13 protein-coding genes are annotated in these 25539 nt (G+C 73.9%); 7 read left to right on the top strand and 6 right to left on the bottom strand.

The features are described 5' to 3' along the window. Positions 1 to 3 precede the first annotated feature (3 nt). From OG900_01270 to OG900_01255, 4 genes are read right to left on the bottom strand one after another with little or no spacing between them, the layout of a single operon-like run. Positions 4 to 1416, bottom strand: coding sequence for a lysine 2,3-aminomutase (locus tag OG900_01270; protein WUH88891.1), 1413 nt, complete (start codon positions 1414 to 1416; stop codon positions 4 to 6). Between the two features lie 6 nt (positions 1417 to 1422). Then, the gene (locus OG900_01265; GenBank protein ID WUH88890.1) at positions 1423 to 3270 is read right to left on the bottom strand and encodes a non-ribosomal peptide synthetase; all 1848 of its coding nucleotides are present in this window, start codon (positions 3268 to 3270) and stop codon (positions 1423 to 1425) included. Between the two features lie 12 nt (positions 3271 to 3282). Beyond that, complete coding sequence (locus tag OG900_01260; GenBank protein ID WUH88889.1) at positions 3283 to 6396, bottom strand: amino acid adenylation domain-containing protein; 3114 nt, start codon at positions 6394 to 6396, stop codon at positions 3283 to 3285. 15 nt (positions 6397 to 6411) lie between these two features. Next, entirely contained in the window at positions 6412 to 7185 is a 774-nt protein-coding gene (locus OG900_01255) for a thioesterase domain-containing protein (GenBank protein WUH88888.1), read from the bottom strand. A gap of 382 nt (positions 7186 to 7567) precedes the next feature. On the opposite strand from OG900_01255, the gene OG900_01250 reads away from it, so the two are divergent. The 5 genes from OG900_01250 to OG900_01230 all read left to right on the top strand — a co-directional run bounded on the left by OG900_01250 (position 7568) and on the right by OG900_01230 (position 18790). Further along, on the top strand, positions 7568 to 11032 hold the full coding sequence (locus tag OG900_01250; GenBank protein WUH95577.1) for an AMP-binding protein: 3465 nt from the start codon (positions 7568 to 7570) through the stop codon (positions 11030 to 11032). A 195-nt stretch (positions 11033 to 11227) separates the two neighbouring features. Then, positions 11228 to 12490 (top strand): MFS transporter, encoded by a 1263-nt coding sequence (locus tag OG900_01245; GenBank protein WUH88887.1) that lies wholly within the window; start codon positions 11228 to 11230, stop codon positions 12488 to 12490. Next, a complete protein-coding gene (locus OG900_01240; GenBank protein WUH88886.1) occupies positions 12487 to 16392 on the top strand; it encodes a KR domain-containing protein in 3906 nt (1301 codons plus the stop codon). The genes OG900_01245 and OG900_01240 overlap by 4 nt, the downstream gene beginning before the upstream one ends. Next, positions 16389 to 17687, top strand: a complete 1299-nt coding sequence (locus OG900_01235) for an ACP S-malonyltransferase (protein ID WUH88885.1) — start codon at positions 16389 to 16391, stop codon at positions 17685 to 17687. The genes OG900_01240 and OG900_01235 overlap by 4 nt, the downstream gene beginning before the upstream one ends. Beyond that, positions 17675 to 18790, top strand: coding sequence for a cytochrome P450 (locus OG900_01230; GenBank protein WUH88884.1), 1116 nt, complete (start codon positions 17675 to 17677; stop codon positions 18788 to 18790). The genes OG900_01235 and OG900_01230 overlap by 13 nt, the downstream gene beginning before the upstream one ends. A gap of 133 nt (positions 18791 to 18923) precedes the next feature. On the opposite strand, the gene OG900_01225 is transcribed toward OG900_01230, so the two are convergent. Next, positions 18924 to 20030, bottom strand: coding sequence for a ParB/RepB/Spo0J family partition protein (locus tag OG900_01225; GenBank protein WUH88883.1), 1107 nt, complete (start codon positions 20028 to 20030; stop codon positions 18924 to 18926). 634 nt (positions 20031 to 20664) lie between these two features. Continuing rightward, positions 20665 to 21861 carry an ISAzo13 family transposase gene (locus OG900_01220; GenBank protein ID WUH88882.1) on the bottom strand — a complete coding sequence of 399 codons (1197 nt, stop codon included), beginning with the start codon at positions 21859 to 21861 and terminating at the stop codon, positions 20665 to 20667. A 659-nt stretch (positions 21862 to 22520) separates the two neighbouring features. Between OG900_01220 and OG900_01215 the strand changes: the two genes are divergently transcribed. Both OG900_01215 and OG900_01210 read left to right on the top strand, forming a co-directional pair. Continuing rightward, the gene (locus OG900_01215; GenBank protein ID WUH88881.1) at positions 22521 to 23339 is read left to right on the top strand and encodes an alpha/beta fold hydrolase; all 819 of its coding nucleotides are present in this window, start codon (positions 22521 to 22523) and stop codon (positions 23337 to 23339) included. Continuing rightward, positions 23336 to 25495 carry a phosphopantetheine-binding protein gene (locus OG900_01210; protein WUH88880.1) on the top strand — a complete coding sequence of 720 codons (2160 nt, stop codon included), beginning with the start codon at positions 23336 to 23338 and terminating at the stop codon, positions 25493 to 25495. The genes OG900_01215 and OG900_01210 overlap by 4 nt, the downstream gene beginning before the upstream one ends. Positions 25496 to 25539: the final 44 nt, after the last annotated feature.

The raw sequence follows: 25539 nt of genomic DNA, 5'->3' as shown, positions 1-25539 counted from the left end.
GGGTCACTCGCCTCCTTTCGGGAATGCGGGGGGAGTCGCGGATCGGTTGCACCACCACTGCTGCCCTTCCGGCGGCAGGGTGTGGATGGGGTCGTAGAAGGGGTAGTGCGGCTCCGGCGACGGGGACTCCGCCTCCTCGATGGGGGTGCGGTAGTTCTTGGCCCACCGGGAGACCCCGGTGCGGCGGTCGTAGCCGACGGCCTGGTGCACCCAGCGCTTACCGGCGTAGGGCACGTCGCACACGATCCGCGGCGTGGCGAATCCCGGCAGGTAGCCCATGATCTGGTCCTGCAGGTCCTGGGCCTCCCACACGGCGAGCCGCCAGTGCTCGCTGAAGGGGATCATGTCGCACTGGTAGAAGTAGTAGGGCATGACGCCGGCCCCGTCGAGCAGCGCGAAGCAGAGGTCCAGGATCTCCGCCATCGTCCCGTTGACGCCGCGCAGCAGGACGCCCTGGTTGCGTACGTCGCGGAGTCCGGTGGCCAGCACCGCGCGTGCGGCGCGGGCCACCAGGGGGGTGATCGAGGCCGCGGTGTTGGCGTGCGTGTGCAGGGCGATCTGCACACCGCGGTCGGTCGCGATCTTCGCGATCCGCTCCAGTCCGGTCAGCACCTCGCTGTCGAGCCAGTGCTGGGGCAGGCCGACCAGGGACTTGGAGGCGAGCCTGATGTCGCGGATGCTGGGGATGCCCAGCAGGTGCTCGACGAACCACTCCACCCGCGGCCAGGGCAGGTTGGCCACGTCGCCGCCGGACACCACGACGTCCCTGATCTCGGGGTGCCGCCGGAGGTAGCCGAAGATGCTTTCCATGCGGTCGCGGGGCTTCTCCCCGAACCTGCGCTTGTCGACCTGGCGGGTGGATGCCCCCACCAGGTCCATCCGGGTGCAGTGCCCGCAGTACTGCGGGCAGGTGGAGTTGAGCTCGGCCAGCACCTTGGTCGGGTAGCGGTGCGTCAGCCCCTCGACGGCCCACATCTCCTGCTCGTGCAGCGAGTCCCGCTGGGCCATCGGATGCGACGGCCAGTCCGCGCGGCGGTCCGAGAACAGGGGGAGCATGTAGCGCCGGACCGCGTCCTCGTAGAAGGCCTCGGTGAGGCTGCCGGGGCCCCGGACGGGCGCATGCCTGGCCATGGTGTTGAGCATCTGCGGCGTGACCAGCAGGGACATCGTGGCCCGTTCTGACTGGTCGCGCCGCAGGTCCGTGAAGAAGGCGTCCCCCACCGTGTCACCCAGCACCGAGCGGAGTTGCCGCAGGCTCCGGACGCTGTTCCTGCGCTGCCAGGCCGGCGATTCCCACTCGGCCCCGGTCACCTTGCGCCACCCGGGGAAGCGGCGCCAGTCCGGCTCCTCGAGCGCGGTGCTGCGATACGTGTACGGCTGGGCCACGGACGCGGATGCGGATGCTGATGCGGTCACGGATGGTCAGTCCTCGGTGGGTGCGGGGCCCGCGGGGCCGACGGAGACGGAACGGATGTGCTCCCGCAGCAGCGAGGAGAACCCGGCAAGCGTGGGCTGGTGGAAGAGCAGCCGCACGGGCACCTCGATCCCCAGCCGCTCCTGGAGGCCGCGTACCACCTGGATCACCTTGAGCGAGGTCCCGCCGACGTCGAAGAAGTCGTCGGGCCGCCCGACCGCGGGCACCTCCAGGACGCGGGACCAGATGTCCGCGACTGTCGTCTCCAGTGCGCCGGCCGGCGGTTCCCTGCCCGCGCTGGTGGCCGGGAGCACCGACCCGGCCCGCTCGGACAGCGCCCGGCGGTCCAGCTTGCCGTTCTTCGTCAGCGGCAGCTCCCCGACCAGCGAGACCGCCGGGACCATGGACGCGGGCAGCGTGGCGCCCAGCTCGGCGCGCAGCCGCGCGGCGAATTCCACCGGGTCCGCGGAGGCGCCGTCGGCGGGGACCACGAAGGCGACGAGCTGCGCCGCGTTCCCCGTCCCCTGGGCGACCACCGCGGCCTGCCGGACCGCCGCGGACCGCTGCGCGGTGGCCTCGATCTCGCCGAGCTCTATCCGGACCCCCCGGACCTTCACCTGGTCGTCCAGCCGGCCGAGGAACTCCAGTTCGCCCTCGGGGAGTTCGCGTACCAGGTCCCCCGAACGGTAGAGCCGGCCGCCGGAGCCGCCCAGGCGGTCGGGAAGGAAGCGCTCCTGTGTCAGCTCGGGCCGGTTCAGGTACCCGAGGGCCACACCGGCGCCGCCGATGTACAGCTCGCCGGGCTCGCCTTGGGGCACCGGGTCTCCGGCCTCGTCGAGAATCCACAGCGGCGTCTCCTCGATCGCCCGACCGATGAGCACGGTCTCCAGGCCGGGGTCCGGCGGGCAGCGCCAAGCCGTGCAGTAGACGGTGCACTCGCTCGGACCGTAGAGGTTGGTGAGCGTCGCGGTGACCTGCCGGTGGAAGGCGCGCACCAGCGCGGGGCTCAGCGGCTCGCCGCCGGTCAGCACCTGGCGCAGGGCGGGGAAGAGCCGGTCCGGTGGCTGCGCCAGCAGGAAGAGCTCCAGGAGCGAGACCACGCAGTAGAAGGTGGTGACGCGGTGGTGCCGGATCAGCTCGCCCAGATAGTCGCCGTCGCGGTGCCGGCCGGGTTCGGCGATCACCACGGCGCAGCCGTTCAGCAGCGGCCAGTACACCTCGATGAGGAACATGTCGAAGCTGTACGCGGTGTGGTGGACCATCCGGTCGTCCTCGCCGAGGGGATGGCTGCCCTGCAGCGAGGCCAGGCGGGCGGTGATGGCGCGATGGCTGACCAGGGAGGCCTTCGGGCGTCCGGTGGACCCCGAGGTGTAGATGGCGATCGCCGGCTCGTCCGCCGCATCCGCGCCTGCCGGCCGCGGGGCGTCCGGCAGGGAGGCGCCCTCCCGCTCCGCCTCCTCGAAGGTGAGCGCCTCGACGCCCGGCACACCGCCCAGCGGACCGAGCTGGTCGGCCCGCGTCAGCAGGACCCGGGGCCGGCAGTCCTCCAGCATGAAGACGACCCGCTCCACCGGGTCGTTGACGTCGACGGCCACGTGGGCCGCTCCGGCCAGGACCACCGCCAGCAGGCCGATGACGGATTCGGCCGACCGCTCCATGCGGACGGCCACCCGGTCGCCGGGCAGCACTCCGTGCGCCCGCAGCGCACGGGCCACGCTGCCGGCCCGCTGGTGGACCTCGCCCGCGGTCCAGGTGCGGGAGCCCTCCACCAGGGCGGGGCGGCCAGGATCGCGCAGGAGCCGATCGGCCAGCAGGAGGTCGAGGCGGTGCGTTGGGTCAGACGGACTTCCGGCCACGGGTTTTCCTTCCTAACGGGGAGCGTCGTGCGCGGGCGGTTGGTGGAGTTCGTCCACGAGGTGGGCCGCGAGCCGCGGCAGGATCGCGCGGTCGACCAGAGTGGGATCCGCCTGCACACGGGCGTCCCAGCCTCCGTCCGGTTGCGGCCAGATCTGCAGAGCCAGCGGCAGCGGTGCCGCCGGCTGCGGGACGTCGAGCCGCTCCACCCGGTGCCCGCTCAGCCGGAGTTCGCCGGCCGGTGCGTTCTGGAAGGCCAGCGCGGCCTGGAAGACGGGCGGCAGTCCGAAGCGGGAGGGGCGGGGGGCCAGGTCCGCGAGGTCGTCCAGGGACAGGACCGGTGCCGCGACGGCCTCCGCCCAGCGGCGCCGGGCCGCGGCGGCCACCGCGGCGCGCGGCGGGCCGCCCCGGAAGTCGAGGGCCACCGGCATCGGGCGGACGAAGTAGCCGATCGCCTTCTCGTCGGCTCCGTCCCGCCCGGCAAAGTACGACCCCACGCTGAAGCGCTCCTCGCCGGTGAGCCGGTGCAGGGCGACGCCGTACCAGGTGAGGGCGGTGATGTGCGGGTCCGCGGCGGCGCTCTCGCGGAGCCGCCGCACGTCCGGGGCCGGCACCGGCAGGCGTATCTCCTCGAGCCGCCGGCCGGCGTCGCCGCGGCCGGGGGGCAGGTCCAGGGGCCGGCTCCCGTCCAGCGAGCGGCGCCACCGGGCCCGTGACCGTTCCCTCTCCTGCGCGGTGGGCGGAGCCGGGCGGACCGGATCCCGCGCCGGGCGCGGTCCGGTCGAGCCGCCGCGGCCGGTCCGGGCGGCGTCGTACGCCGCGCCGAGTTCGGTGAGGAGGACGTGTTCCGACCAGCCGTCGTAGGCGATGTGGTGGATGACGAGCGTCAGCAGCGAGCCGCCGGGCACCGGCGCCACCAGACAGCGCGCCGGAGCGTCGTGCGCCAGGTCGAACGGCGCCAGCCACTCCCGCGGCGCTTCCCAGGGGACGTCCGCGCCTCGTGGCGGGCACGCGACGTCGCGGACGGGGACGGCCGGGTCCGGCAGCGGCTCGGCGTGGACGGCGGCGCCGCGCATCCGGTAGCCGGTCCGCAGCGCGGGATGCCGGCCGGTCAGCGTGTCGAGTGCGGTGCGGAGCGCCTGCCGGTCCACCGCGGGGCGGATGCCGAAGGAGCGGACGATGAGCTGGGCCGGGTCCCCGGGCGAGAACTGCTCGCGCAGCCACAGGTCGACACGGCTGTCGGTGACCTGGGTGGTGGGCGGCCGCCCGGCGCCGGGCGCGGTGGCCGGCTCGGCCCGCGCGATGATCGCGCGAGGAGTGCGCAGCTCCTGCACGGCCCCGAAGGGGACGCGGGCCAGGTGCCTGACCGTCAGCCTGCTGACCAGGCGCATCGTGGTGATGGAGTCGATCCCGAGCGCGACGAGGTCGTCGTCCGGCCCGACCTCGACGGACAGCAGTTCCCTGAGCTCGGCCAGCGCGGCGGCCAGCGGGCCGTCGACCGGGACCGGCCTGGGCCGCGCCGCGGTCCCGGGCCGCGGACGCGCGGCCAGGGCCAGCTGCTCCAGCGCCCGCGCGTCGACCTTCCCCGAGGCGGTCAGCGGGAAGGCGTCGTGCAGCAGAACCTGGCCGGGCCGCAGGTAGGGCGGCAGGTCGCGGGCGCAGGCCGCGATCAGTTCCGCGGCGTCCGGGAGGTCCGGGGCGACGCAGTGGGCCACGAGGTCCCGCGCCCTTCCGTCGGGTGCCCGCACGACGCCGACCCGGGCCCGGCGCACCGGGGCCAGGCCTTCGAGGTAGCGCTCCACCTCCTCCGGCTCCACCCGCTGCCCGCGGATCTTGACCTGCCGGTCCCGCCGGCCCCCGTACAGCAGGACGCCGTCCGGATGCCACCAGCCCGTGTCGCCCGTCCGGTAGACCCGTTCGCCCGAGGCGAGGGTGACGAAGCACTGCTCGGTCAGCTCGGGACGCGCCAGGTAGCCGAGCGCGAGCCCGCGGCCCCCGACGCAGATCTCGCCGCGCTCGCCCGGTGCGGCGGGCGTGCCCCGCGAGGTCAGCACGTGGACCGAGGTGTGGGGCAGCGGGGTGCCGAGCGGTATCTGGCCGTAGCGCTCGGCGTCGTCGTCGCCCACGGTCCACGTGGTGGCGAAGACCGCGGTCTCGACGGGTCCGTAGCCGTTGACCAGCCGGACCGCGGGATGCGCCGCCCGGAAGCGGGCGATGTGCTCGGGCGACAGCTTCTCGCCGCCGGTCAGGACCTGGCGGACGCCGGAGAGGCACAGCGGGTCGTCGTCGACGACCGCGTTGAACAGCGAGGCGGTGAGCCACAGGGTGTCCAGGCCCGCGCCCTGGACGAGGTCGCGCAGCAGGTCGGGCGACACCACGCGCTCCTGGTCGAGGAGGAGCGAGGTGCCGCCGTTCATCAGCACCGACCACAGCTCGATCGTCATGGCGTCCCAGCACACCGGGGCCGCCTGCAGGACCAGCCGGCCGGGACCGAAGTCGGCGTAGGAGACGTCCACGAAGCGGTGCACGATCGCCCGGTGCGCGGTCACCGAGCCCTTGGGCTCGCCGGTGCTCCCCGACGTGAAGAAGACGGTGCAGGGCGCGTCGCGGTCGACCTGGGGCGTCGCTTCCGCGGCGCGGCCGGGCGGCGGCGCTTTCGGTGCCGCGGGGGGCGGCCGGTGGGGTGACAGGCGCCGGCGGTCCGTGGCGGGCACCAGGGGAGAGCCGGGGCCCTCCCCGTCCTCGGCCAGCAGGTGGGCGCGCGAGGTGTCGATGATCTGCTGCACCCGCGCGGCCGGCCAGTTCCAGTCCACCGCGATGTACGCGGCTCCCGTCTCCAGGATGCCGAGCAGGGCGACCACGAAGCCGGGTGTCCGCCGCATGCGGACGACGACGTAGTGGCCCGGACCGACCCCGTCCTCCCGCAGGAGCCCGGCCAGCTCCGCGGCCCGCCGGCACAGCTCGGCATAGCTCAGCCGCTCGCCGGCCATGGTGCGCAGGGCGGGGGCGTCGGGTCGCAGGGCGGCCTGGTCCTTGATCCTCCCGTGCACGGTGGAGCCGTCGCCGGTGCCGGGGGTGCGATGCGGTGCACGGGCCGTGGCGGCGGGGCCTGTTGGCGGTGAAGGCACTGGGCACTCCTCGGTTCAGCGGCGGCTTTGCGGTTCGGGAGCCGGACAGAAGGAGGACCCGAAGTGCGGCGTCGCGTCGATCAGGGCGTCGGCGAGTTCCCCGGGGTCCGCGCTGAGGTAGTCGTGGTCCCGGTCCAGCACGACGCGGCGGAAGCCGCCCCGGGTACGGGACTTCCAGGCCGCCGCGTCCGAGGGGCGGAACCGCGTGTCGTGCCGTCCGTGCACCGCGAGGATCGGTGTGCCGAGCACGTGGCCGGAGGGCCGGTAGGTCTCGCAGAGGCGCAGGTCGGCCCGGAGGGTGGGCTCCACCAGCGTCCACAGCGCGGGGGCGGCCAGGACTTCGGGCGGGACCAGGGAGTTGCCGGTGACGTAGGCACGGAATTCGTCGGGGGACAGGCCGCGGGTGGGGGTGGGACGGAAGCGCTCGGGGGCGACCTGGGCGGAGACCACGAGCCCGGCCAGCCCCTGGCGGCCGGCCAGCCGCACCGCCGTCTCGTACGCGAGCAGCGCTCCGGAGCAGTGCCCCAGGAGCAGGAAATCGTCGGTGCCCGAGTGGTCGGAAATCTCGGCCGCCAGTGCGTCCGCCAGGTGGTGCAGCGAGTCGGGCAGCGACTCGGCCAGCCGGGATTCGCGGAAGGGAAGGCGCACCGCCACCACCGGCAGGCGGCCGTCGAGGACACGTCGCAACTGAGTCACCGACGCGGCCCCGGCCCCGGCCTGGGGAATGACGTAAATCCGGGGACCGGCCGGTTTACCACTGGTGAACCAGGCACTTCTGGGCACACTCATATCCGCCATGAAATCCTTCCCGGGAATTCCGGTCGCCAGGTCCGCCCACCGCGGCGGGAGTTCCTTTCGGCATCGCCGCTCGGCCAGACTACGAGCAGTCCCGCGGAGTTGAGTACGCGTGTTCAACCGACCGCGGCGAGCAGTTGAACGCGGGACCTGGCAGGTGGACGTCCGCCCGTACCTGCGGTGCGAGTCCCTGAACGGCTACGGTTTCCGGGCAATAACGGACGCAAGGAGGTATTCGGCCCTGTCAAACACTGTTCAAGTCACGACGGGCATTCATTGGCATCATGGACGGCGTGCGTGTGAGCTCTGTTGCCGAGCCGAAGTGAGCCACGAAGGTGGGAAAGCTGCCGTGACTACCGAGAACCGAATACTCCACGTGTGGAGGCAAGTGCTTGAATCCGACAGCATTTCTCCTGCGGACAACTTCTTCGAGGTGGGCGGTGACTCGGTGTCCGCGTTGCGCGTGGTGCACGGGCTCGCGGCCGACGGCCTGACCATCTCGCTGCGCGACTTCTACCTCGCGGCGACCGTCGAGGGCCAGGCGCGGCGGATCGCCGAGGAGACGGCGGCGGACCGCCCCGCGGCCGGCGCGCCGCGGGTCCCGGAGCGGGACGCGGGGCCGGTGCGGCTGCCCCTGACGCCCTTGCAGTCCGTCATGGCGGTGGAAGCCCTCCGGCGGCCGGACAGCGAGGCGTACTGGCTGGTCCTCGCCTACGCCCTGCCCGCCTGGGTCGGAGCGCGCGAGGCTGCGGCCGCCTGGGAGGAGACGGTGCGGGCCAATCCGGTGCTGCGCACGCGCATCTCGGTCGACGCCTCCGGGCCCTTCCAGGTGATCGGGAGGCAGGGGCCGCCCCTGCTGCCGGCGGCGCCGCAGGAGCCCACGAGCGGAACCGGGCTGGCCGCGTGGTGCCGTGCCCGCTCGGCCGAGCTGCGCGGCGCCTTCCTGACCGAGCCGCTGCGCGCCTACTACCTGCCGGGAGAGGTGGCCGGGCAGCCGTGCGCGCCCGCGCTGGTGGTGATCAGCCACCACGCCCTCATGGACGGCTGGTCGATGGAGAGTTGCGTCGGCGACTTCCACCGGCGGTTGGCCGCGCCGGACGAGCCGCTGGCCGAACGCGCCTCGGGCGCGGAATACCTGTCCTGGCTGGAGGAGACCGGCACCGCGGCCGCCGCCGCGGAATACTGGAACGCGCACGCGGTCGGCGCCGAGCCGGCCCCCGAACTGCCCTTCGCCCACCGGCCGGACGCGTCCGGCTCCCACGACCGGCCGGACCCCCGCACGTGGGACACCCGCCTCCCCGGCGACGCGGCGCAGGGCCTGTCGCGGTTCGCCCGGCGGCACGCGCTGACCAGGGCCAGCGTTCTCACCGCGCTGTGGCTGCACATCCTGCGCGGCTACCAGGACTCCGCGGACGTCAGCGTCGGGCTCACCGTCAACAACCGCCCGGCCGCGCTGCCCGGGGCCGGCGAGGCCAGCGGCTTCCTGCTCAACACCCTGCCGCTGCGCATGGCGCTCACGGACGACTTCGCGGCCGACTGCCGCCGGGTGCTGGAGAAGTCGGTGGAAATGGCCGAGCACGCCCACGTGCCCTACTCCGAGGTCGTCGAGGCGGCCGGGCTTCCCGGCATGACCCGGCTGTTCACCTCCACGCTCGTCTTCGAGAACTACCGCCGCCAGGCCGGCGCCGGAAGCGTGCCGGTCAGGCGGCTGTTCGCCCTCGGCTCCAGCGCCGACGAGCTGAGCCTCACCGTCGACCTGGAAGGGGAGCGCCCCGCCGTCTGCGTCTCCTGGGACGCGGAGGTCTACGACCGGGAGGCGGTCGAGGCGCTGGTACGCGACCTCGCGTACTGGTCGGCGCGCCTCGAAGAGGTCGATCCGGCAGCCGGACTGGTCACCCCGCTCGACGCCTCGCACGCGCTGTCCGGCACCCCGGCGGCGCCCCGGCCGTGGCGGGTGGCCGACCTGCTGGCGGCAGGCGCGGCGGACCGGCCGGCCGTCGTGCACGGGTCCGACGTCGTCAGCTGGGGCGAGCTGCGCCGGCGCGCCGCGGTCGTGGCGCGCTGGCTGTCCGCCGAGCACGGCGTGGGCCCGGGGGACAGAGTGGCCCTGGTCGGGGACCGCGGACCGGAAGGGGTCGTCGCGCTGTGCGCGGTCTGGCTGCTGGGGGCCGCCTGGTGCCCGGTCAGCCCGTCCTGGCCCGCCGAGCGGCGGGAGCGGGCGCTGGGCTGCCTGCGCCCCAAGGCCGAACTGACCCTCGCGGCGGTGGGGGAGCTGACCGCCGGTCAGCCGCTCCCGGAGGCCGAAGCGGAGCCGGACCCGGTGGCGCGCACCATGCCGCCGGAGTCGGCCGCCTACTTCGTGGCCACGTCCGGCAGCACCGGGGCGCCGAAGATCGTGGTGGCCGCCGCGGGAGGGCTGCGTCCGGTCGTCGACGCGTGGCTGACCCGCTACGGATTGGCCGGCACCGAGCAGCGCGTCCTGCAGTTCGGCAGCTGGACCTCGGACGTCTTCCTCGGGGACGTGCTCAAGGCGATGGCCACCGGCGGGACGCTGGTGATCTGCCCCGACCGGGCGCGGGTGGACCTCGACCAGGTGGAGCGGCTGGTCCGGCGGTGGCGGATCACCCTGCTGGAGTCCACCCCCGTCGTGGTGTCCGGCGTGGTGGCGCGGCTGTCCCGCTCGCAGAGTCCGCCCCCGGACCTCGTCACTCTCATCGTGGGCGCCGACACCTTCCGCCTGCGCGAGGCCGAGGAGACCGTCGCCCGGCTCTGGGACGGCGTCACCCTGTACAACGGCTACGGGCTGTCCGAGGCCACCATCGAGTCCCTCGTCCAGGAGTGCCGCCCCGGTCTCGGGTCCCGTTCCGGCCTGTGCCCGATCGGGAGGCCGCTGCCCGGCACGGCGGTCGCCGTCGTGGACGGATCGGGACGGCCGGTGCCGTACGGGGCGGTGGGCGAACTGGTCGTCAGCGGGGCCCAGGTCGGGCTCGGCTACCTGACCGAGGACGGCCTCGGCGTCGGCGACCGGTTCACGGCGGCGAAGGGGGTGCGGACCCTGCGCACCGGGGACCTCGTGCGCTACGCGGCCACGGGGGAGCTGGAATTCCACGGCCGCCGCGACGGCCGGACGAAGGTCCGCGGGCACCGGGTCGAACTCGGTGAGATCGAGGACTGCCTGCTGCGGCTGCCCGGGGTCGAGGAGTCCTTCGTCTTTCTGGACGACCAGGGGCTGCACCCCGAACTGGTCGCGTTCGTGGGCGGCGCCGGCGCGAGCGAGGAAGCGGTACGGGAAGGGCTCGCGCGGCTGCTGCCCGAGTACGCCGTGCCGGGCCGGATCCTCGTCGAGGAGTCGTTGCCGCGCGGCGACAGCGGGAAGCTGGACCGGGTGCGGATGCGCGGCCGGGCCGGCGAGATCAGAAGCGCACCCGTACGGGCCGGTTCATCGGCCTCGGCCGATGCGCCCGCTCCGGGGGATCAGGACGAACTGGCCGCCCGGATGGTCGAGCTGTGGAGCAAGGTGCTGGAGCGTCCGGTCAGCCCCGACCGCAGTTTCTTCGACCAGGGCGGCAACTCGATCCGCGCCATGACGCTGCACGCCCGTATGAGCGAGGCGCTGCCCGAGTACCCCTTCCCGATCGCCCATCTCTTCGCCCACCCCACGATCACCGACCTCTGCCGGGCGTTGCGGGCTTCGCCACAGCCGCGGCCGCCCCGGCGGCAGCCGGAAAGCGGCCAGGGCCGGCCCGACGGACTCGCCTTGCTGAAGGCCCTGGAGCGAGGCGAACTGGACGTGGAGGGGGCGATGCGGAAGCTGCTCGACGAGGACGGCGAGCGGAATTGACAAATCGTCAAATGCCCGCGCGGGCACAACGGTTGAGGTGCCCGACCAGGCAGGACCCGCGACCGCCGTGACTAGGATCTGCATCCCGTTGACCGACCGCTCACGACACAGGACACCGCCGCGGTGTCCGCAGGGGAGGGCTTGTTGCTTGCCCAGCTTCGCTCACGGTTCGGCGCTTACCGCCTCTATCTCTGCATGGAATTCGCGATAGGCGTCTGCCTGGGCCTGGCCACCACGACCGTCGTCGTCTACCGGGTCGAGGACGCCCATCTCACTCCGCTCGAACTGGTGCTCGTCGGCACCGTGATGGAGACCGCGTACTTCGTCTTCCAACTGCCCACGGGCATTCTCGCGGACGCGGTGAGCCGCCGGGCCAGCGTCGTCGTCGGCGTCGCGGTGCTGGGCGGCGCGTTCGTCATGGAGGGCTCGCTGCCGTTCTTCGCGGGGATCGCCGCGGCCCAGGTGGTGAGCGCGCTCGGCTTCGCGTTCGTCACCGGCGCCCAGGAGGCGTGGGTCGCCGACCAGGTGGGCGAGGACGGGCTGACGCGCGTCTACCTGCGCGGGTCGCAGGCGGGGCTGGCCGGCACACTGCTGGGCACCGTGCTGAGCGCCGCGGTGGCCGCCGTCGCCCACAACCTGCCGCTGATCTACGCCGGGTCGGCGCTGGTGGCCACCGCGGTGCTGCTCTACCTGACGATGCCGGAGAAGCCCCGGCCCCTGGCCGCCGTCACGGAAGCCCCCCTGCCCACGCCGCGCAGGCTGCTGCGGAACGCCGCGGCGAGCGTGGGCGCGACGCGTACCCTCATCCGCACCGGGCCCGGCGTGCTGCTGGTCCTGACGGTGGTGCTGCTGATCGGGGCGTGGAGCGAGAGCCTGGACCGGCTGTCGGGCGCGCACTTCCTGGAGGACTTCTCCTTCCCCGGCCTCTTCGGCCTCGACTCCGTCGCGTGGTTCAGCGTCATGGCCTTCGGCGCGACCCTCCTCGGCCTGGGCGCCACCCAGTTGGTGAGCAGGCGCATCGACACCACGTCGTCGCACGGCACCCTGCGCATGCTCGGCTTCCTCGTCCTGCTGCTCATGGCCACGACCCTGGCCTTCGCCTTCGCCGGCGAGTTCTACCTGGCGCTGGCCGCCTACTGGGCGGCCGGCGCGCTACGGCCCGCCTACGCGCCGCTGCTGACGGCGTGGCTGGTCGAGCGGACCAGCGAACAGGGGCGGGCGACGATGCTGTCCGCCAAGGACATGTTCGACTCCGTGGGCCAGTTCGCCGGCGGCCCCGCCATCGGCTGGGTCGGCTCCGCCGTGTCGCTGCGCGCGTCGCTGGCCACAGCCGCGGGGGTCCTCGCCCCCGCCCTCGTCCTGCTGCGGTACGCCCTGTCCCGCTTCGGCGTGGCGCACGCCGTCCGGCCGGACCCGTTCCCGCACGACGACAAACCGCTCTCGGAGGTGGACCAGTGACCGTTCGCCACAACCAGCACGTCGCAGAGAAGATCATGTCCCTCGTGGCAGCGGGCCGGCTGGCCGCCGACGAGGCGGCCCCGCTGCTCCAGGCGGTCACCGAGAGCTCCTCGTCCGCTCCGGTGGCGATCACCGCGATGGCCTGCCGCCTGCCGGGCGCCCGGACCCCCGACGAGCTCTGGCAGCGGCTGCTGGCGCGCTACGACGCGGTGCGCCCCTTCCCCGCCGAGCGCTTCGACCTGGTGGCGGGCGCCGGCGCGCGACTCGCCCCCGAGTACGCGGCACTGCGCGCCGACCCTGGCAACGACCCCCGCTCCTGGGGCTCATGGCTGGAGGACATCGACCGCTTCGACCCGGCCGCCTTCGGACTCGGCGCCTTCGAGGCCGAGATGCTCGGACCCGCCGAGCGGCTGTTCCTGCAGACGGCGCACGAGGCCCTGGAGGAGGCCGGACTGCCCCCCCGCACCCTGCGCGGCTCGCGGACCGGCGTGTTCGTCGGCTACACGCCCGAGCCGCCGATGGAGTACCTCCGCCTGTACGAGGAGCCCGACGAACGCTGCTTCATCAACAACATCCCCGCCAACCTCGCCTACCAGCTCGCCTACCTGGACGACCTGCGCGGGCCGGTACTGACCGTCAACACCACCTGCTCGTCCTCGTTGACCGCCGTCCACCTGGCCAAGCGGGCACTGGAGCGCGGCGAGTGCGACCTCGCCGTGGTCGCCGGCGTGAGCCTGAAGCTCTTCCCCTACTGGACCAGCGCGCCCGACTACGTCGTCCAGAGCCCGCACAACCGCTGTGCCGCCTTCGATGCCGCCGCCGACGGAATCGTCTACGGCGAGGGGGTCGTCGCGGTGGTGCTGAAGCGGCTCGACGACGCGGTGGCCGACCGCGATCCCGTTCGCGCGGTCATCGCCGGTGCGGCGATGAGCAGCGACGGTGCCTCCAACGGCATGCAGGCCCCCAACCCGGTGGCCCAGGCCGGCGTCATCCGCGACGCGCTGCGCGAAGCCGGCGCGACGGCCGACCAGATCGGCTACGTCGAAGCGCACGGCACCGGGACCAGGCTGGGCGACATGGTCGAGGTCGACGCCCTGACCCGCGCCTTCCGGGAGGACACCCCGGAGACGGCCTTCTGCCGCCTCGGCTCGATCAAGACCAACCTGGGCCACCTCGGCGACGCCGCCGGCGTCGCGGGACTGATGCAGGCCGTCCTGTGCCTGGAGCACGCCGAATTCCCCGGGCTCGGCTGGCTCAAGGAGCCCAACCCCGTGATCGGATTCGACCGGACGCCGTTCGTGGTGAGCCCGCGGGGCGCCCCCTGGCCGCCGCCCGCCGGCGGTGCGCCCCGCAGGGCCGGGGTCAGCTCCTTCGGCATCAGCGGCACCAATGTGCACCTGGTCCTCGAACAGGCACCCGCCCCCGCACCTTCCGGCCCACGGCAGGACGGCGGGAGCGCGCTGCCCGTGCTGCTGTCGGCGGGCTCCCGGCGGGCCCTGTGGGAGTTCGCGGCCGCCGTCGCAGGCTGGATCGACGCCCACCCGGACGCGGAGATCGCCGACATCGCCCACACCCTCGGCGCGCGCCGCACCCGGGGCCCGGCGCGGATCGGCGTCGCCGCCGCCTCGACCCGGGAACTCGCCGACAAGCTCGGCCTGCTGCTCCAGGTACGCGCCTTCGAGAAGGTCCCCGACAGCCTCGCCGAGCAGTGCGTCTTCATCGCGGACGGCGACGAGACCCGGGCGTCCGGCATCGCCGCCGTCCGTCGGTGGGCGCCCGCGGCAGGCGACGAAGTCCGCGACGTGCTCGGCGACTTCATCGCCGGGCAGGACGCGGGGGACGCGGCCTGGCGGGCGCCCGGGGCGCGGACGCTGACCATGCCGCCGGCCCCGTACACCTACCAGCGCGTCTGGCCGGGCGACGCGGTGAGCACGCAGCGGGACGTCAGCGATCTCTTCTTCGACGTCGAGTGGGTCGAGCAGCCGCGGGCTGTGGCCGACGAGCAGGCGCTCGACGCCGGTTCGACGTGGGTGCTGTTCACCCGCCCCGGACAGCCGGCCGTCACCGTGCTGGCACGGAAGCTGCGGGCCCTGGGAATCCGCGCCGAACTGGTGTGCGTCGGCGACCCGGACGCCGGCACTCCGGCCGACCACGTCCTGCCGGAGATCACCCCCGGGACGCTGCGGCAGCTGTGGGACCGGCTCGGCCCCGAGCGCTTCGAGCGGCTCGGCGGAATCGTGCACGCCGTGACCTGCGTGCCGGCCGACGACTCGATGAAGAGCCTGGACGGCCTCGAATCCGCCCAGCGCGAGGGCGTCTACTCGCTCTTCCACCTCGCGCGCAGCCTCATCGGCCGGCAGGCACAAGGACCGCTCAGGCTCGCCGTCGTCAGCAGCCGCACCGAGTGCGTCGTACCGGGGGAGCAGGCGGTGCCCGCCCGGGTGACCGCCTTCGGCTTCAGCCGGGTCTTCTCGCAGGAATTCCCCGCCGTGAGCGACCTGGCGATCGACCACGACCTGGCGGGCACGCCGGACGACATCGCCCAGGACCTCGTCGCCGAGCTGACCGCCACCACCGGGAGCAGGCTGCCGCTGGTCGCCTACCGGGCCGGCCGCCGCTACACCAAGGTGGTGGACCGCCAGCACACCGAGCGGGGTCAGGAGATCCCGATCCGGGCGGGCGGCACCTACGTGCTGGCCGGAGGTACCGGCTACCTGGGCATGCAGATCGGCCACGAGCTCAGCGAACGCGGCGCCGGCACCGTCGTGCTGCTCTCCAGGAACGGCCTGCCCCCGGACGGCCCCGAGGAACCCGGGGGCGAGCACGCCGAGTTGCACGCCTACCAGCGGGAGGGGGTCCGGCGGATGGAGAAGAACGGCGCCCGCGTCGTATCGCTGCGCTGCGACCTCACCGAACCCGAGTCGGTGCGGGCGGCCTTCGCCGAGATCCGCCGGGAACACGGCCCGACACACGGGGCGTTCATGCTCACCAAGCAGCTCTTCCACCTCTGGATCGAGGAACTGGACCTCGACAGCTTCCAGGCCGGGATCAACAACCGGGTCCGGGGCGCGTGGCTGCTGCAGCGGGAACTGCGCGCCGACAGGCCGGACTTCCTCGTCCTGCTGTCCTCCATCTCGTCCCTGTCCGGGACGAAGGGCGCCAGCGAATGCTGCGCGGTCAACCAGTACCTGGACGCCGTCGGGCCGCTGTTCACCGCCGACGGCGTGCCCACCCACACGCTCAACCTCGCGCTCGTGCTGGACGAGAAGGGGTCGTTCGACAGCCGGAGCCCCATTCCTCCCATCGACTTCGCCGAATTCCGGGCGACGCTGCGCCGCTTCTTCCGGAACGGCCACGCACTCGACATGGTCGCCCGCCTCGACCTGGCCGAGGTCGGTTACCTCCAGCCGGTCCTGCGCATCCCGTTCAGCCCGGCTGTCCGCGGCGAGGCGCGGGAGGCACTGCGCCGCAGCCGGCGGGAGCGGCTCCGGTCCCCGGCGGACGGCTCGGACCCGGACCGGCCCGTGGAAGCGGACGCCGCGCGGATCCGCCAGGCGCTCGACACCGTATGGCGCAAGACCCTCGGCGCGGCCGCTCCGCACGAGTCGGCCGGCTTCTTCGCGCAGGGCGGCACCTCGTTGAGCGCCCTGCGGTTCGTCAACCTGATCGGCAAAGAGCTCCCCGGCCTCGGCTTCGACGTCGCGGACCTCTACGCGCACCCCACCGTGCGGGCACAGGCCGCCTTCCTGGCCGGGAAGTCGGGCGGGCCCGCCGACGGCCCTGCCGGCAGCGGCGCGGCCGAGCCCGACTCGATGGACGCGATCCTGGCCGCGGTCGAGGACGGCACCCTCGCCCCGGACGCGGCCGCCCGGATACTGGCCGGAAGGACGGACCGACCGTGAGCACGGACCGCACCCCGGGGAGCGCCCTGGTCTTCCCCGGCCAGGGCTCGCAGACCCCCGGCATGGGCCAAGCCCTCGCCGCCTCCTGCCCGGCGGCGCGGGAGGCGTACGAGCTGGCATCCGGCATCCTCGGCTACGACCTGCTCGCCGCCTGCCGGGACGAGCACGGCGAACTCGCCGACACCACGGTCGCCCAGCCCGCCGTCCTCGTGCACAGCGTCGCCACCTGGCGCGCGCTCGCGGACGGACGGGACGGCCCCGGCGACATCGTCGCGCTGGCGGGGCACAGCCTCGGCGAGATCTCCGCCCTGGTGTGCGCCGGGTCGCTGGACCTCGGGCGGGCGGTCACCCTCGTGCAGCGCCGGGCCGGCCTGATGGCCGCCACGCCCGGCGGCGGCATGAGTGTGGTCATCGGCCTGCGGCCGCGGGAAGTCGAGCGCGTCTGCGGGCAGGTCTCCCGCCCGGGGCGGGTCGTCGTCCTGGCGAACGTCAACTCGGCCGAGCAGACCGTCATCAGCGGCCACCGGGCCGCCGTGGCCGCCGCCTCGGAGTCGCTGGCCGCCCAGGGCGGCGTGGTGCGCCCGCTGCGGGTCGGCGTCGCGCCGCACAGCCCGCTCATGGAAGCCGCCGCGGCCCCGTACGCGCGGGCCGTCGAAGCGGCGGAACCCGGCGGGTGCGCCCTCCCGGTGGTCTCCTCGACCGACGGGATCGCCTACCGCACGGGCGCGGAGGCCGCCGAGCGGCTGGTCCAGCAGCTGACCCGGTGCGTGTCCTGGCCGAGCGCCGTCGAGGGACTGCTCGGCCTGGGTGTGCGGACGATCGTCGAACTCGGGCCGAAGACGGTCCTGCGCGACCTGATCAGGTCGGCGCATCCCGGGCTCACCGTGCTGTCCTGCGGCGACCCGGACTCGGTGGCCACCGCGCGCCTCGTCCTGGCCTCCGCCGCCAGGCGGCAGCCGGGCGGCCGGGTGGACCGGCGGGCCGCCGACGACTTCCTCACCGGGTGCCTGCGGCTGGCCGTGGGGACCCCGTCCCCGCGCACGTCCTCGCCGGCGGAGTTCGACAGTACGGTCCGCCGCCCCTACCAGGAGCTGACAGGCATGCTCGACGCGATCAGGTCCCGGTCGCAGAGCGACGGGGCGCACGTGCGGGCCGACGTCCTGGTGGAGGGGACACGGCGCGTCATGGCGCTGCTGGACGCCAAAGGCATCGGCGGCGAGCGGTGCCGCGAACTGGTGGACGGCCTCGCCGTCGCCGCCGGCGTCAAGGAGGAGGTCGTGGCATGCCTGGTCTAGCGGAGGGCGGCGTCGTCGAATACCGGGAGCTCGGCTGCTGGGTGGTGACCGACCCGGCGACGACGCGCGCGGCTCTCGGCGAGCGGCGGCTGTCCTCGGCCAGCCTCGCCCGCTGCCTGGACCTCTACATGAGCGGCCCGGCGAGGGACAGGTACGGCAGGCTCGAGGAGATCCTGACGCAGTGGCTCGTCCAGATCGACGGCCCCGACCACGCCGAGCTGCGCAAGAGGCTCAGCCCGGCGCTCTCCCCGGCCCGGGTCCGGGCCTTCGAGCCGGAGATCGAGCGGATCGTCGACGAGGCGCTGGACCGGCTGGCCGCGGCCGCGCACCCCGACGCCGTGGCCGCGGTCTCCGACGTCATCCCGGCCAAGGTGATGGGGCGGCTGCTGACGCTCCCGGACGTCGACGTGGCACTGCTCTACCAGTGGACGCGGGCCGTCTCCACCTTCCTCGACGGCGTGTACCGCGAGGGTGCCGCCGACCGGGCGCAGCGGGCCCTCGGCGAGATGTTCGAGCAACTCGCCGCGGTCAGCGCGGAAGGAGGTCAGGCGGGCGGCATCTGGGACCACCTGGCGGAGGGGACCCACCGGCTGGCGACCGCGTCGATGATGCTCTTCGGCGGCCTGGAGACGACCGCCTCGCTGCTCGGCAGCGTGCTGCACCATGTGCTCGCCGAGCCCGCGACGGCGGCCCGGATCCGCGCGGAGGGCGCCCCGGCGGCGCAGGCGGTCACCGAGGAGGTGCTCAGGACCCGGCCCCCGCTCAGCCACGTCGCCCGCGTGGCCCGCTCGGATCTCGACATCGGCGGGAGGCGCATAGCGGCCGGCGACCTCGTGCTGCTGTCCCTCAACGGGCACGACGTCATCGGCGCGCCCCACGCGTCGGCGGCCGCCGACCAGCAGGCGCACGCTTTCGGCTACGGGATCCACTACTGCCTGGGGGCCGCGCTGGCCCGCGCCGAGGCCACGGTGCTGCTGACCCGGTTCTGCACGCGATACCCGCACGCCAGGGCGGTCGGGCCCGAACCTGCCTGGGGCGGCAACTCGACGTATCTGCGCTTTGAGGAACTCCGCCTCGACCTCGGCGCACCCGCGGTGGGCTGAGAGGCCCCGTCCCCGAACGCGCGCGCCGCCGGCGGACGTGAGCGCCCGCCGGCGGCGTACCGGCGGCCCGGTGCCGGGTGGTGCGGCACCCGGGAGGGCCGCCGGCGGGAGGCACCGCGGCCGAGGTGCCCCCTCACAGCCCGAGCGTGGTCTTCTCCCGGCGCAGGTCTTCGGCCAGCAGCCGCCACGACTCGGCATACCCGTCCGCGAGGAGCGCGATCATCTCCATGCAGTGCGAAGGCGCGTGGGCGATGAGCCAACCGCGGTTGTCCGCGACGAGACCGCCCACTTCGAACAGCCGCAGTAACCTGCGGCCCGACTTGCTGAGCCGCAGCGAAGGATCGCGGCACAACGTGTTGACGATCTTCTTCAGCGCGGCGGAGGACGCGTCGACCGGCGGCTCGTCCAGGAGGACAGGGTGCTCCGCCGTACGGCTCCCCGGCACCGGGGCGGCCACCGGTCGCTCGTGCGCCGGCTCGTCGGGCTGCCGCGCCACGGGCGCCGGCTCCTTCTCCGCGACCAGGACACGCTGCCGGGGCGGAAGCGGATCCTCCCCGCGCCTCATCCGGTTGCGCACGTCGGCGACGGTGGCCGGGGCGATTCCGGCCTTCCTGGCGATCTGCCGCAGCGACGCGTGCGGGTTCGTCCTGATCAGCCGGCTGGCCAGCTCCCGGCCCTGGGCCGCGTTCATCGGGCGGGCGCGTCCGTCGCGGCCGACGCGGAAGCGGGCCTCGTCGTCGCCCTCCACCACTTCGCCCCGGATCTGCGCCACCTTCGTCGCCGACAGCCCCACCACAGCGGCGACCGCGCGGTCCGACCACTGCGGGCGCGACCGGAAGACCCGCTCGGCGGCGGCGACCCGGTCCGCGGGGGATAACGGCCGCCCCTGGGCCACGTTGATCGCCACCGAGAGCAGCGCGGCGTCCTGCTCGTCCCCGTCGAAGAACCGGACCGCGATGTGCCGGCGGTCCCTGATCCTGGCGGCGCGCAGCCGGTGGGCGCCGTCGACCACCGCCATGGTCGCCCGGTGCACGATGATCGGCGGCAACTGCGCCGCGCAATCGGCGAGCTGCTGTACGTACTCCGGATCCTCGCCGGCCAGGCGCGGCGTGTGAGGCACCGTCAACAGGTCGACGGCGACCTGCTCCACGGGCTGCTCCTGGAATCCCCGGTCGCGGATCCGCAACAGGTAGTCCGAACTCTGGTCCCCGCCCACAGCGGAGTCCTCGTGCTGGCTCACCGTGTCTTCAACCCCAAAGCCTCGCTGCGGACGGGTGCGTCGATTCGGGCGGGAAGGAGAGGGGGAGGGCCGGCGGCGTCAGCCGCGGGGCGCCGTCCCCGTGGCCGGTGCGGCCCGGGTGCCGTTCGGCCGCCCTTCGGGGCGTCCGGCCCGCGGGGCGGAAACCGGCCACACGCCGGACGCCCATCTCGCGCCGAGCGGAACCGCCCCGCGCTATGACGAAATAGATGCTTCGTGCAATCAGAATTCCGACGACATCGGTGAAGCCTTGCGGCAACTGTTCCAACGCCCCCCACAATCAGCCGCCCCTCCCTTTCGCCCGAACAGCGTCGACCGGGTTGCGACCGTGCGATGAATCCGACTTCTCGCGCGGTCGCCAAGGTCAGACAGGAATGCCTGCGCCGGGACGCTAGCACCATCGGACCCCGCTCAGGTAGGAGTGAAAAACGATCGAGGAAGTTGCCGATAAATAAGTCGACCCGCAGATCACAGGGGGTGGTCCGACGCCGCTGCCCCGCGCCGCCGAAGGGCGGCGGCCCCGGGCGCCGGCGCGGCCGCCGAGCGGTCCGGCGGTGGCAGCGGGATTCCGCTTTCGCGGAGCATCCGGGGTGGGGACGTGCGGCCCGAACCCGGCTCAGGGCCCGGGGTGTTCGGGGGTGAGGGTGTAGTTCCAGACGCCGTGCCAGTCGGGCGGGGCCGACGGGGGGCCCGCGGCGAGGTGGCCGGAGGCGGTGGCGGCGGAGGGAGGGGCGGGGTCCGCGTCCGCGGTGCCGGTCACGCCGACGCGGCCGATCACGACCTCATGGCAGGCCGGGGGGTGTCCGCGCCACGTGACGTCGGTCCGGGAGCGGAACCGGTGGTCGATCGAGTCCCACTTGAAGGTGCCGGGGGGCAGCTGGCAGACCGTGACCTCCAGGCCGGAGCTGCGGGAGAACTCGGCGAGACCCTCTTTCCAGGGCGCCGCCCACGGGTTCGAGGAGCCGCCGGCGTCGGTGGCGATCAGCAGGCGCCGGGCGTCCGGGTAGTGCGGCCGTCCCTCGACCGCCCACCAGCGGTGCAGGGCGGACACCGCGAAGGCGGCGGTGTCCGGGTCGCAGGCGACCGCCACCCGGCGGGGGTCCGCGCCGATGCCGTGCGGTCCGCCGGAGGCGGCTGCCGGCCTGCTCCCCCCGGCCGCGCCCGGGGGGAGGCCGGGATGAGGACGGCCCTCGTCCCACTGCTGCCGGCCAGGGCACCCGCGGGCGGCGGGGACGGGCTCGGCGAACCTGTCGCCGGATACTTCCCTCTTGCCTGCCTCCACGCTGATCACCGGGTCCCCGGCGTCCAGATAGCGGGAGACGTACGTGTTGATGTGGCGGAACTGCGCTTCCCTGTCGGAGTGGCCGGCGCCCTCCGCGGTTCGTGATGCCGCCCGCAGGGAGAAGCCCTCCGCCTTCAGCAGCGCGGCCACCGTGTCGGCTCCCACCCGGTGCCCCTGGCCGGTGAGTTCGGCGGCGAGCCGTCGGGTCGACTTCGTCGTCCAGCGCAGGGCCGACCCCGGATCCTCGCGCCGGACCGGTTCCACCAGCGCCAGCAGCGCCTGCACCAGTCCCGGGTCGGTGTCCCGAAGCCGCTTGCGCCCGCCGCCCGCCGCCCGGACCCGGCCGTCCGCCACCAGGCCCGCTTCGAGCTCCCGCGCCCCGCGGGCCACCGTCGACTCCGCCAGACCTGTGGCCCGTGCGACCTCGCGGATTCCGCCGTGGCCGATCAGACGCGCCACCGCCCCGCCGACCAGCCGCCGCTGCCGCTCGTCCAGGTGCGGCATCAGCCTCGCGAGGAGGTCCGCGAGCACCACCCCCACCTCCCGCTTCCTACGTGATTCTACCGTCCCAGCTGTTCGGGAATCGATGAGTTATTCGCCGTCGGATTTCCGGCGGTGACCCAGGTCACGCCGGGTGTGCCGGCCGCGACCACGCGTGCTCGGCGGCTTCCGTGAAACCCCTGGTCGTGGAGGTGGAGCGGTATCCCGGCCGAACCCGGGCCCGTTCTGTCCCGCGGGCGGTTGTGAATGGAGCGTGAACTTGAGCGCCTTGCCCGCCCGGTAAGCGTGGGGTAGACGTTGATCCAGACATCCGGCGGTACGGCGATTAGGGGCGTTGGTCGAGCGGTTAGCGAAAGGTATTGGGGGGAATCTGTGATTCCGCAAGATGAAGGTGCGGCCAAGCGCTCGGGTGGAGCCTTTCGCGCCCGCCGCCGGCCTCCCGGCCCGGAATCGGCCGGCGCCGGAACCGCCGCTTCGAGTTCCCTGACGACCCGTTTGTCTGAGCGAACGAGGAAATGCGCCGTCGACCGTGAGCAGGCGGTCGCCTGCTTATCCGTCCTGCCATTCCCGAGCGGGCCGACCCGCCGCCCGGCCGGTCTGTTTCCGGCCGCCCGAACCGGTACCGCTGCTGTCACCCGTGGCCGGCCGACCGGCTGCGAGAGCCGCCCGAGGGGGGAGGAGCCGTCTCGATGAGTCCGAAGGTACGGATCGACCAGCGGTACGGCTGCATCGCCACCGGGTCCGCGAGTGACGCCATGATGCGGGTCCTCTTCTTCCCCCACGCCGGCGGTTCCGCGATCTCGCTGCTCCCGCTCGCCTCGGAACTGCCCGACGGCGCCGAGTCGTTGCTGTTCGACCTGCCGGGCCGCGGGCTCCGCGACGCCGAACCGAGGCGGTCGACCTTCGACGAGGCGCGGCGCGCCCTCGCGGAGCAGGTGGAACCGCTGGTGGACCGCCCCGCGATCTTCTTCGGGCACAGCCTGGGCGGACTGCTGTGCGACGCGCTGGTCCGGAACCTGCCGGCCGACCGCCGCGAGATGGTCACGAGGGTGATCGTGTCCAGCGCCCCGTCACCGCGGCGGGCCGTCGCGATGGCCGCCGCTCCGCCCTGGCCGCCGCCGCGGCGGCCGGCAGCGGACCTGCTGGCGCACCTGACCGGCTACGGCGGCACACCGGCGGCCGTCTTCGAGGCCCCGGACCTGCTGGAGAGCGTGGTCGAGGCGTTCGGCGACGACATGATGATCATGGATTCCTACCGCCTCGACCCGGCGCTGCCGCCCCCGGCGGCGGACTACGAACTGTGGAGCGGGCGGGAGGACGCCTCCACGGCGCCCGAGGAACCGCAGGAGTGGGCCGGCGTGCTGGCCCGCCCGCCGCACGAACGGGTCTTCCCCGGCGGGCACTTCTACCTGACCGACCGCACCGAGGCCCGTGCCGTCCTGCGCGCCGCGGTGGACACCCAGCTCCGGCAGCTCACCTCCCCGTACGACCAGGAGGCACTGACATGACCGACCCCGTGACCACGATCATGGGCCTGCTCTCCGCCGGGCACATCGACCGCCGCACCGCCCAGGAACTGGTGGCGGCGGTCGGATCCGGCGCCGCGCCGCGCGAGGAGCCCCCGGGGGAGATCGCGATCATCGGGGTCGCGGCCCAGTTGCCCGGCGCCCGCACCTACGAGGCGTTCTGGGACGTGCTGATGTCGGGGGCCGACATGGTGGAGCCTGCCCCCGAGAGCCGGCGCGCGCTGTGCCGGCCGCTCGCCCCCGAGCCCGGCACTGCCGGCTTCCTCACCGCCGCCTGGCTGGACGACATCGACCGCTTCGACGCCGGGTTCTTCGGGGTCACCCCCGCCGACGCCCGCGTCATGGATCCGCAGCAGCGGCGTTTCCTCCAGGTCGCCTACCACTGCCTTGAGGACGCCGGCTGGGCAGGGCGCGTCCGCGGCACCCGCACCGGCGTCTACGCCTCCGCCGCGGAGGGCGACTACCCCGGCGGCCTGGCCGAGCTGACACCCTCGGCCGTGCCCGGGGTGATCGCGTCCTTCGCCGCCTCGCGCCTGTCCTTCCTGCTGGATCTGAAGGGTCCGGCGTTCGTCTCCAGCGCGACCTGCGCGTCGTCCCTCCTGGTGGTGCACGAGGCATGCCTGGGCCTGCGGGCCGGCGACTGCGAGACGGCCCTGGTCGGCGGCGTCAACCTCTTCCCGCTGCCGGTCGACTCCGGCAACCGCCCGATGGACGCGGCCGGCATCACCTCGCAGGACCACCGCAGCAGGCCGTTCGACGACCACGGCGCCGGGATCGGCCGCGGCGAGGGCGCGGTGGCCGTCCTGCTGAAGCCGCTGGAGCGCGCGCTGCGCGACGGCGACCGGGTGCACGCGGTGATCCGCGGCTCGGCGGTCAACAACGACGGCGCGTCGGCCATGATGACCGCGCCGGACCCCAAGGCGCACACCGAACTGCTGCTCCAGGCATGGCAGCGAGCGGGTGTGGACGCCGGATCGCTGTCCTACCTCGAAGCGCACGGGACGGGGACCGCGCTGGGCGATCCGATCGAGATACGAGGCATCACGGACGCGGTGCGGCGGCGCACCGACCGGCGCCAGTTCATCGCCGTCGGCTCGGTCAAGGGCAACATCGGGCACCTGGTCGACGGCGTGGCGGGCCTGTCCGGCCTGGTGAAGGCCATGCTCGTGCTGCGGCACGGCGTGGTGCCCCCGACGGTGAACCTGCGGGAGCCCAACCGGCACATCGACTTCCTGGACTCGCCGGTCTTCGTGCCCACCGGGCCGTGGGACCTGCGCGGCGATGCCGGCGGCGGTGAACCGCTGCTCGCGGGTGTCAACTGCTTCGGCTTCAACGGCACCAACGTGCACGTGGTGCTGGAGGAAGGACCCCGCCGGGAGCCCGAGCCCGGCGCCCCGGCGCCGCGCCCCGGAGGCCGTCCCTGGGTCTTCCCCGTCTCGGCGCGTTCCCGCACCTCGCTGCGCGCGCTGCTCACCGCGCACGGCACCGGCGGCCGGGACGCGCACCCCCGCGACCTCGCCTTCAGCCTGTGGGCCGGGCGCGAGCACCACCCCCACCGGGTGGCCGTCCTCGCCCACGACCGTGCGGAGTTCACCGAGACCTGCCGGCGGCTGGGGGAGACGGACGGCGCCGAGTGGCTGCTGCTGCCCGACGTGCGCGTATCGGACGGTGGGCCGGGCGCCGGCGACACCGCGGAAGGAGCCCTGGCGAACGCCTTCGTGGCGGGTGAGGAGGAGGTCCGCTGGCGCGACCTCTTCGACGGCGGCACCCCGCCCCGCCTGGTCGACCTGCCGCTGTACCCCTTCGACGAGCAGTCGTTCTGGCTCGGCGACGGGCACCCGGGCCCGCCGCGACCGGGCGGCGACACCCTGACCGAGCTGCTCGCGCTGGTCGGCCATGCCCTGGGGTACCAGGACGTGGCCGCGGCCGACTCCTTCATCGGCCTGGGAGGCTCCTCCCTGTCGGCCCTGCAGATCCAGGCGGAGCTGCTGCGCGAGCGCGACTGGCATGTCGACGTGGCCGACCTGCTCGGCGCCGAGGACTTCGCGGCGCTCGCCGCCCTCATCGACGCCGCGCCCACCGCCGCCGAGGAGGCGCCACCGCCCGGCCGCCCGGTCCGCACGGCGGCGACCGCGTGATCCCCGCCCCGCCGCCGCCCGCCTGACGGCGCCGGCCGCGGCCC

Origin of the sequence: Streptomyces sp. NBC_00433, from assembly GCA_036015235.1 — a bacterium.
GTDB lineage: Bacteria > Actinomycetota > Actinomycetes > Streptomycetales > Streptomycetaceae > Actinacidiphila.
The sequence above is the reverse complement of the archived record's forward strand: the minus strand, read 5'-3'. Positions and strand labels throughout refer to the sequence as shown.

Bases quoted from the DNA above. Each gene is read 5' to 3' on its own strand.
- OG900_01255 (WUH88888.1), bottom strand. From the start codon at position 7,185: ATGAGTGTGCCCAGAAGTGCCTGGTTCACCAGTGGTAAACCGGCCGGT.
- OG900_01245 (WUH88887.1), top strand. From the start codon at position 11,228: ATGGAATTCGCGATAGGCGTCTGCCTGGGCCTGGCCACCACGACCGTC.
- OG900_01230 (WUH88884.1), top strand. From the start codon at position 17,675: ATGCCTGGTCTAGCGGAGGGCGGCGTCGTCGAATACCGGGAGCTCGGC.
- OG900_01215 (WUH88881.1), top strand. From the start codon at position 22,521: ATGAGTCCGAAGGTACGGATCGACCAGCGGTACGGCTGCATCGCCACC.
- OG900_01210 (WUH88880.1), top strand. From the start codon at position 23,336: ATGACCGACCCCGTGACCACGATCATGGGCCTGCTCTCCGCCGGGCAC.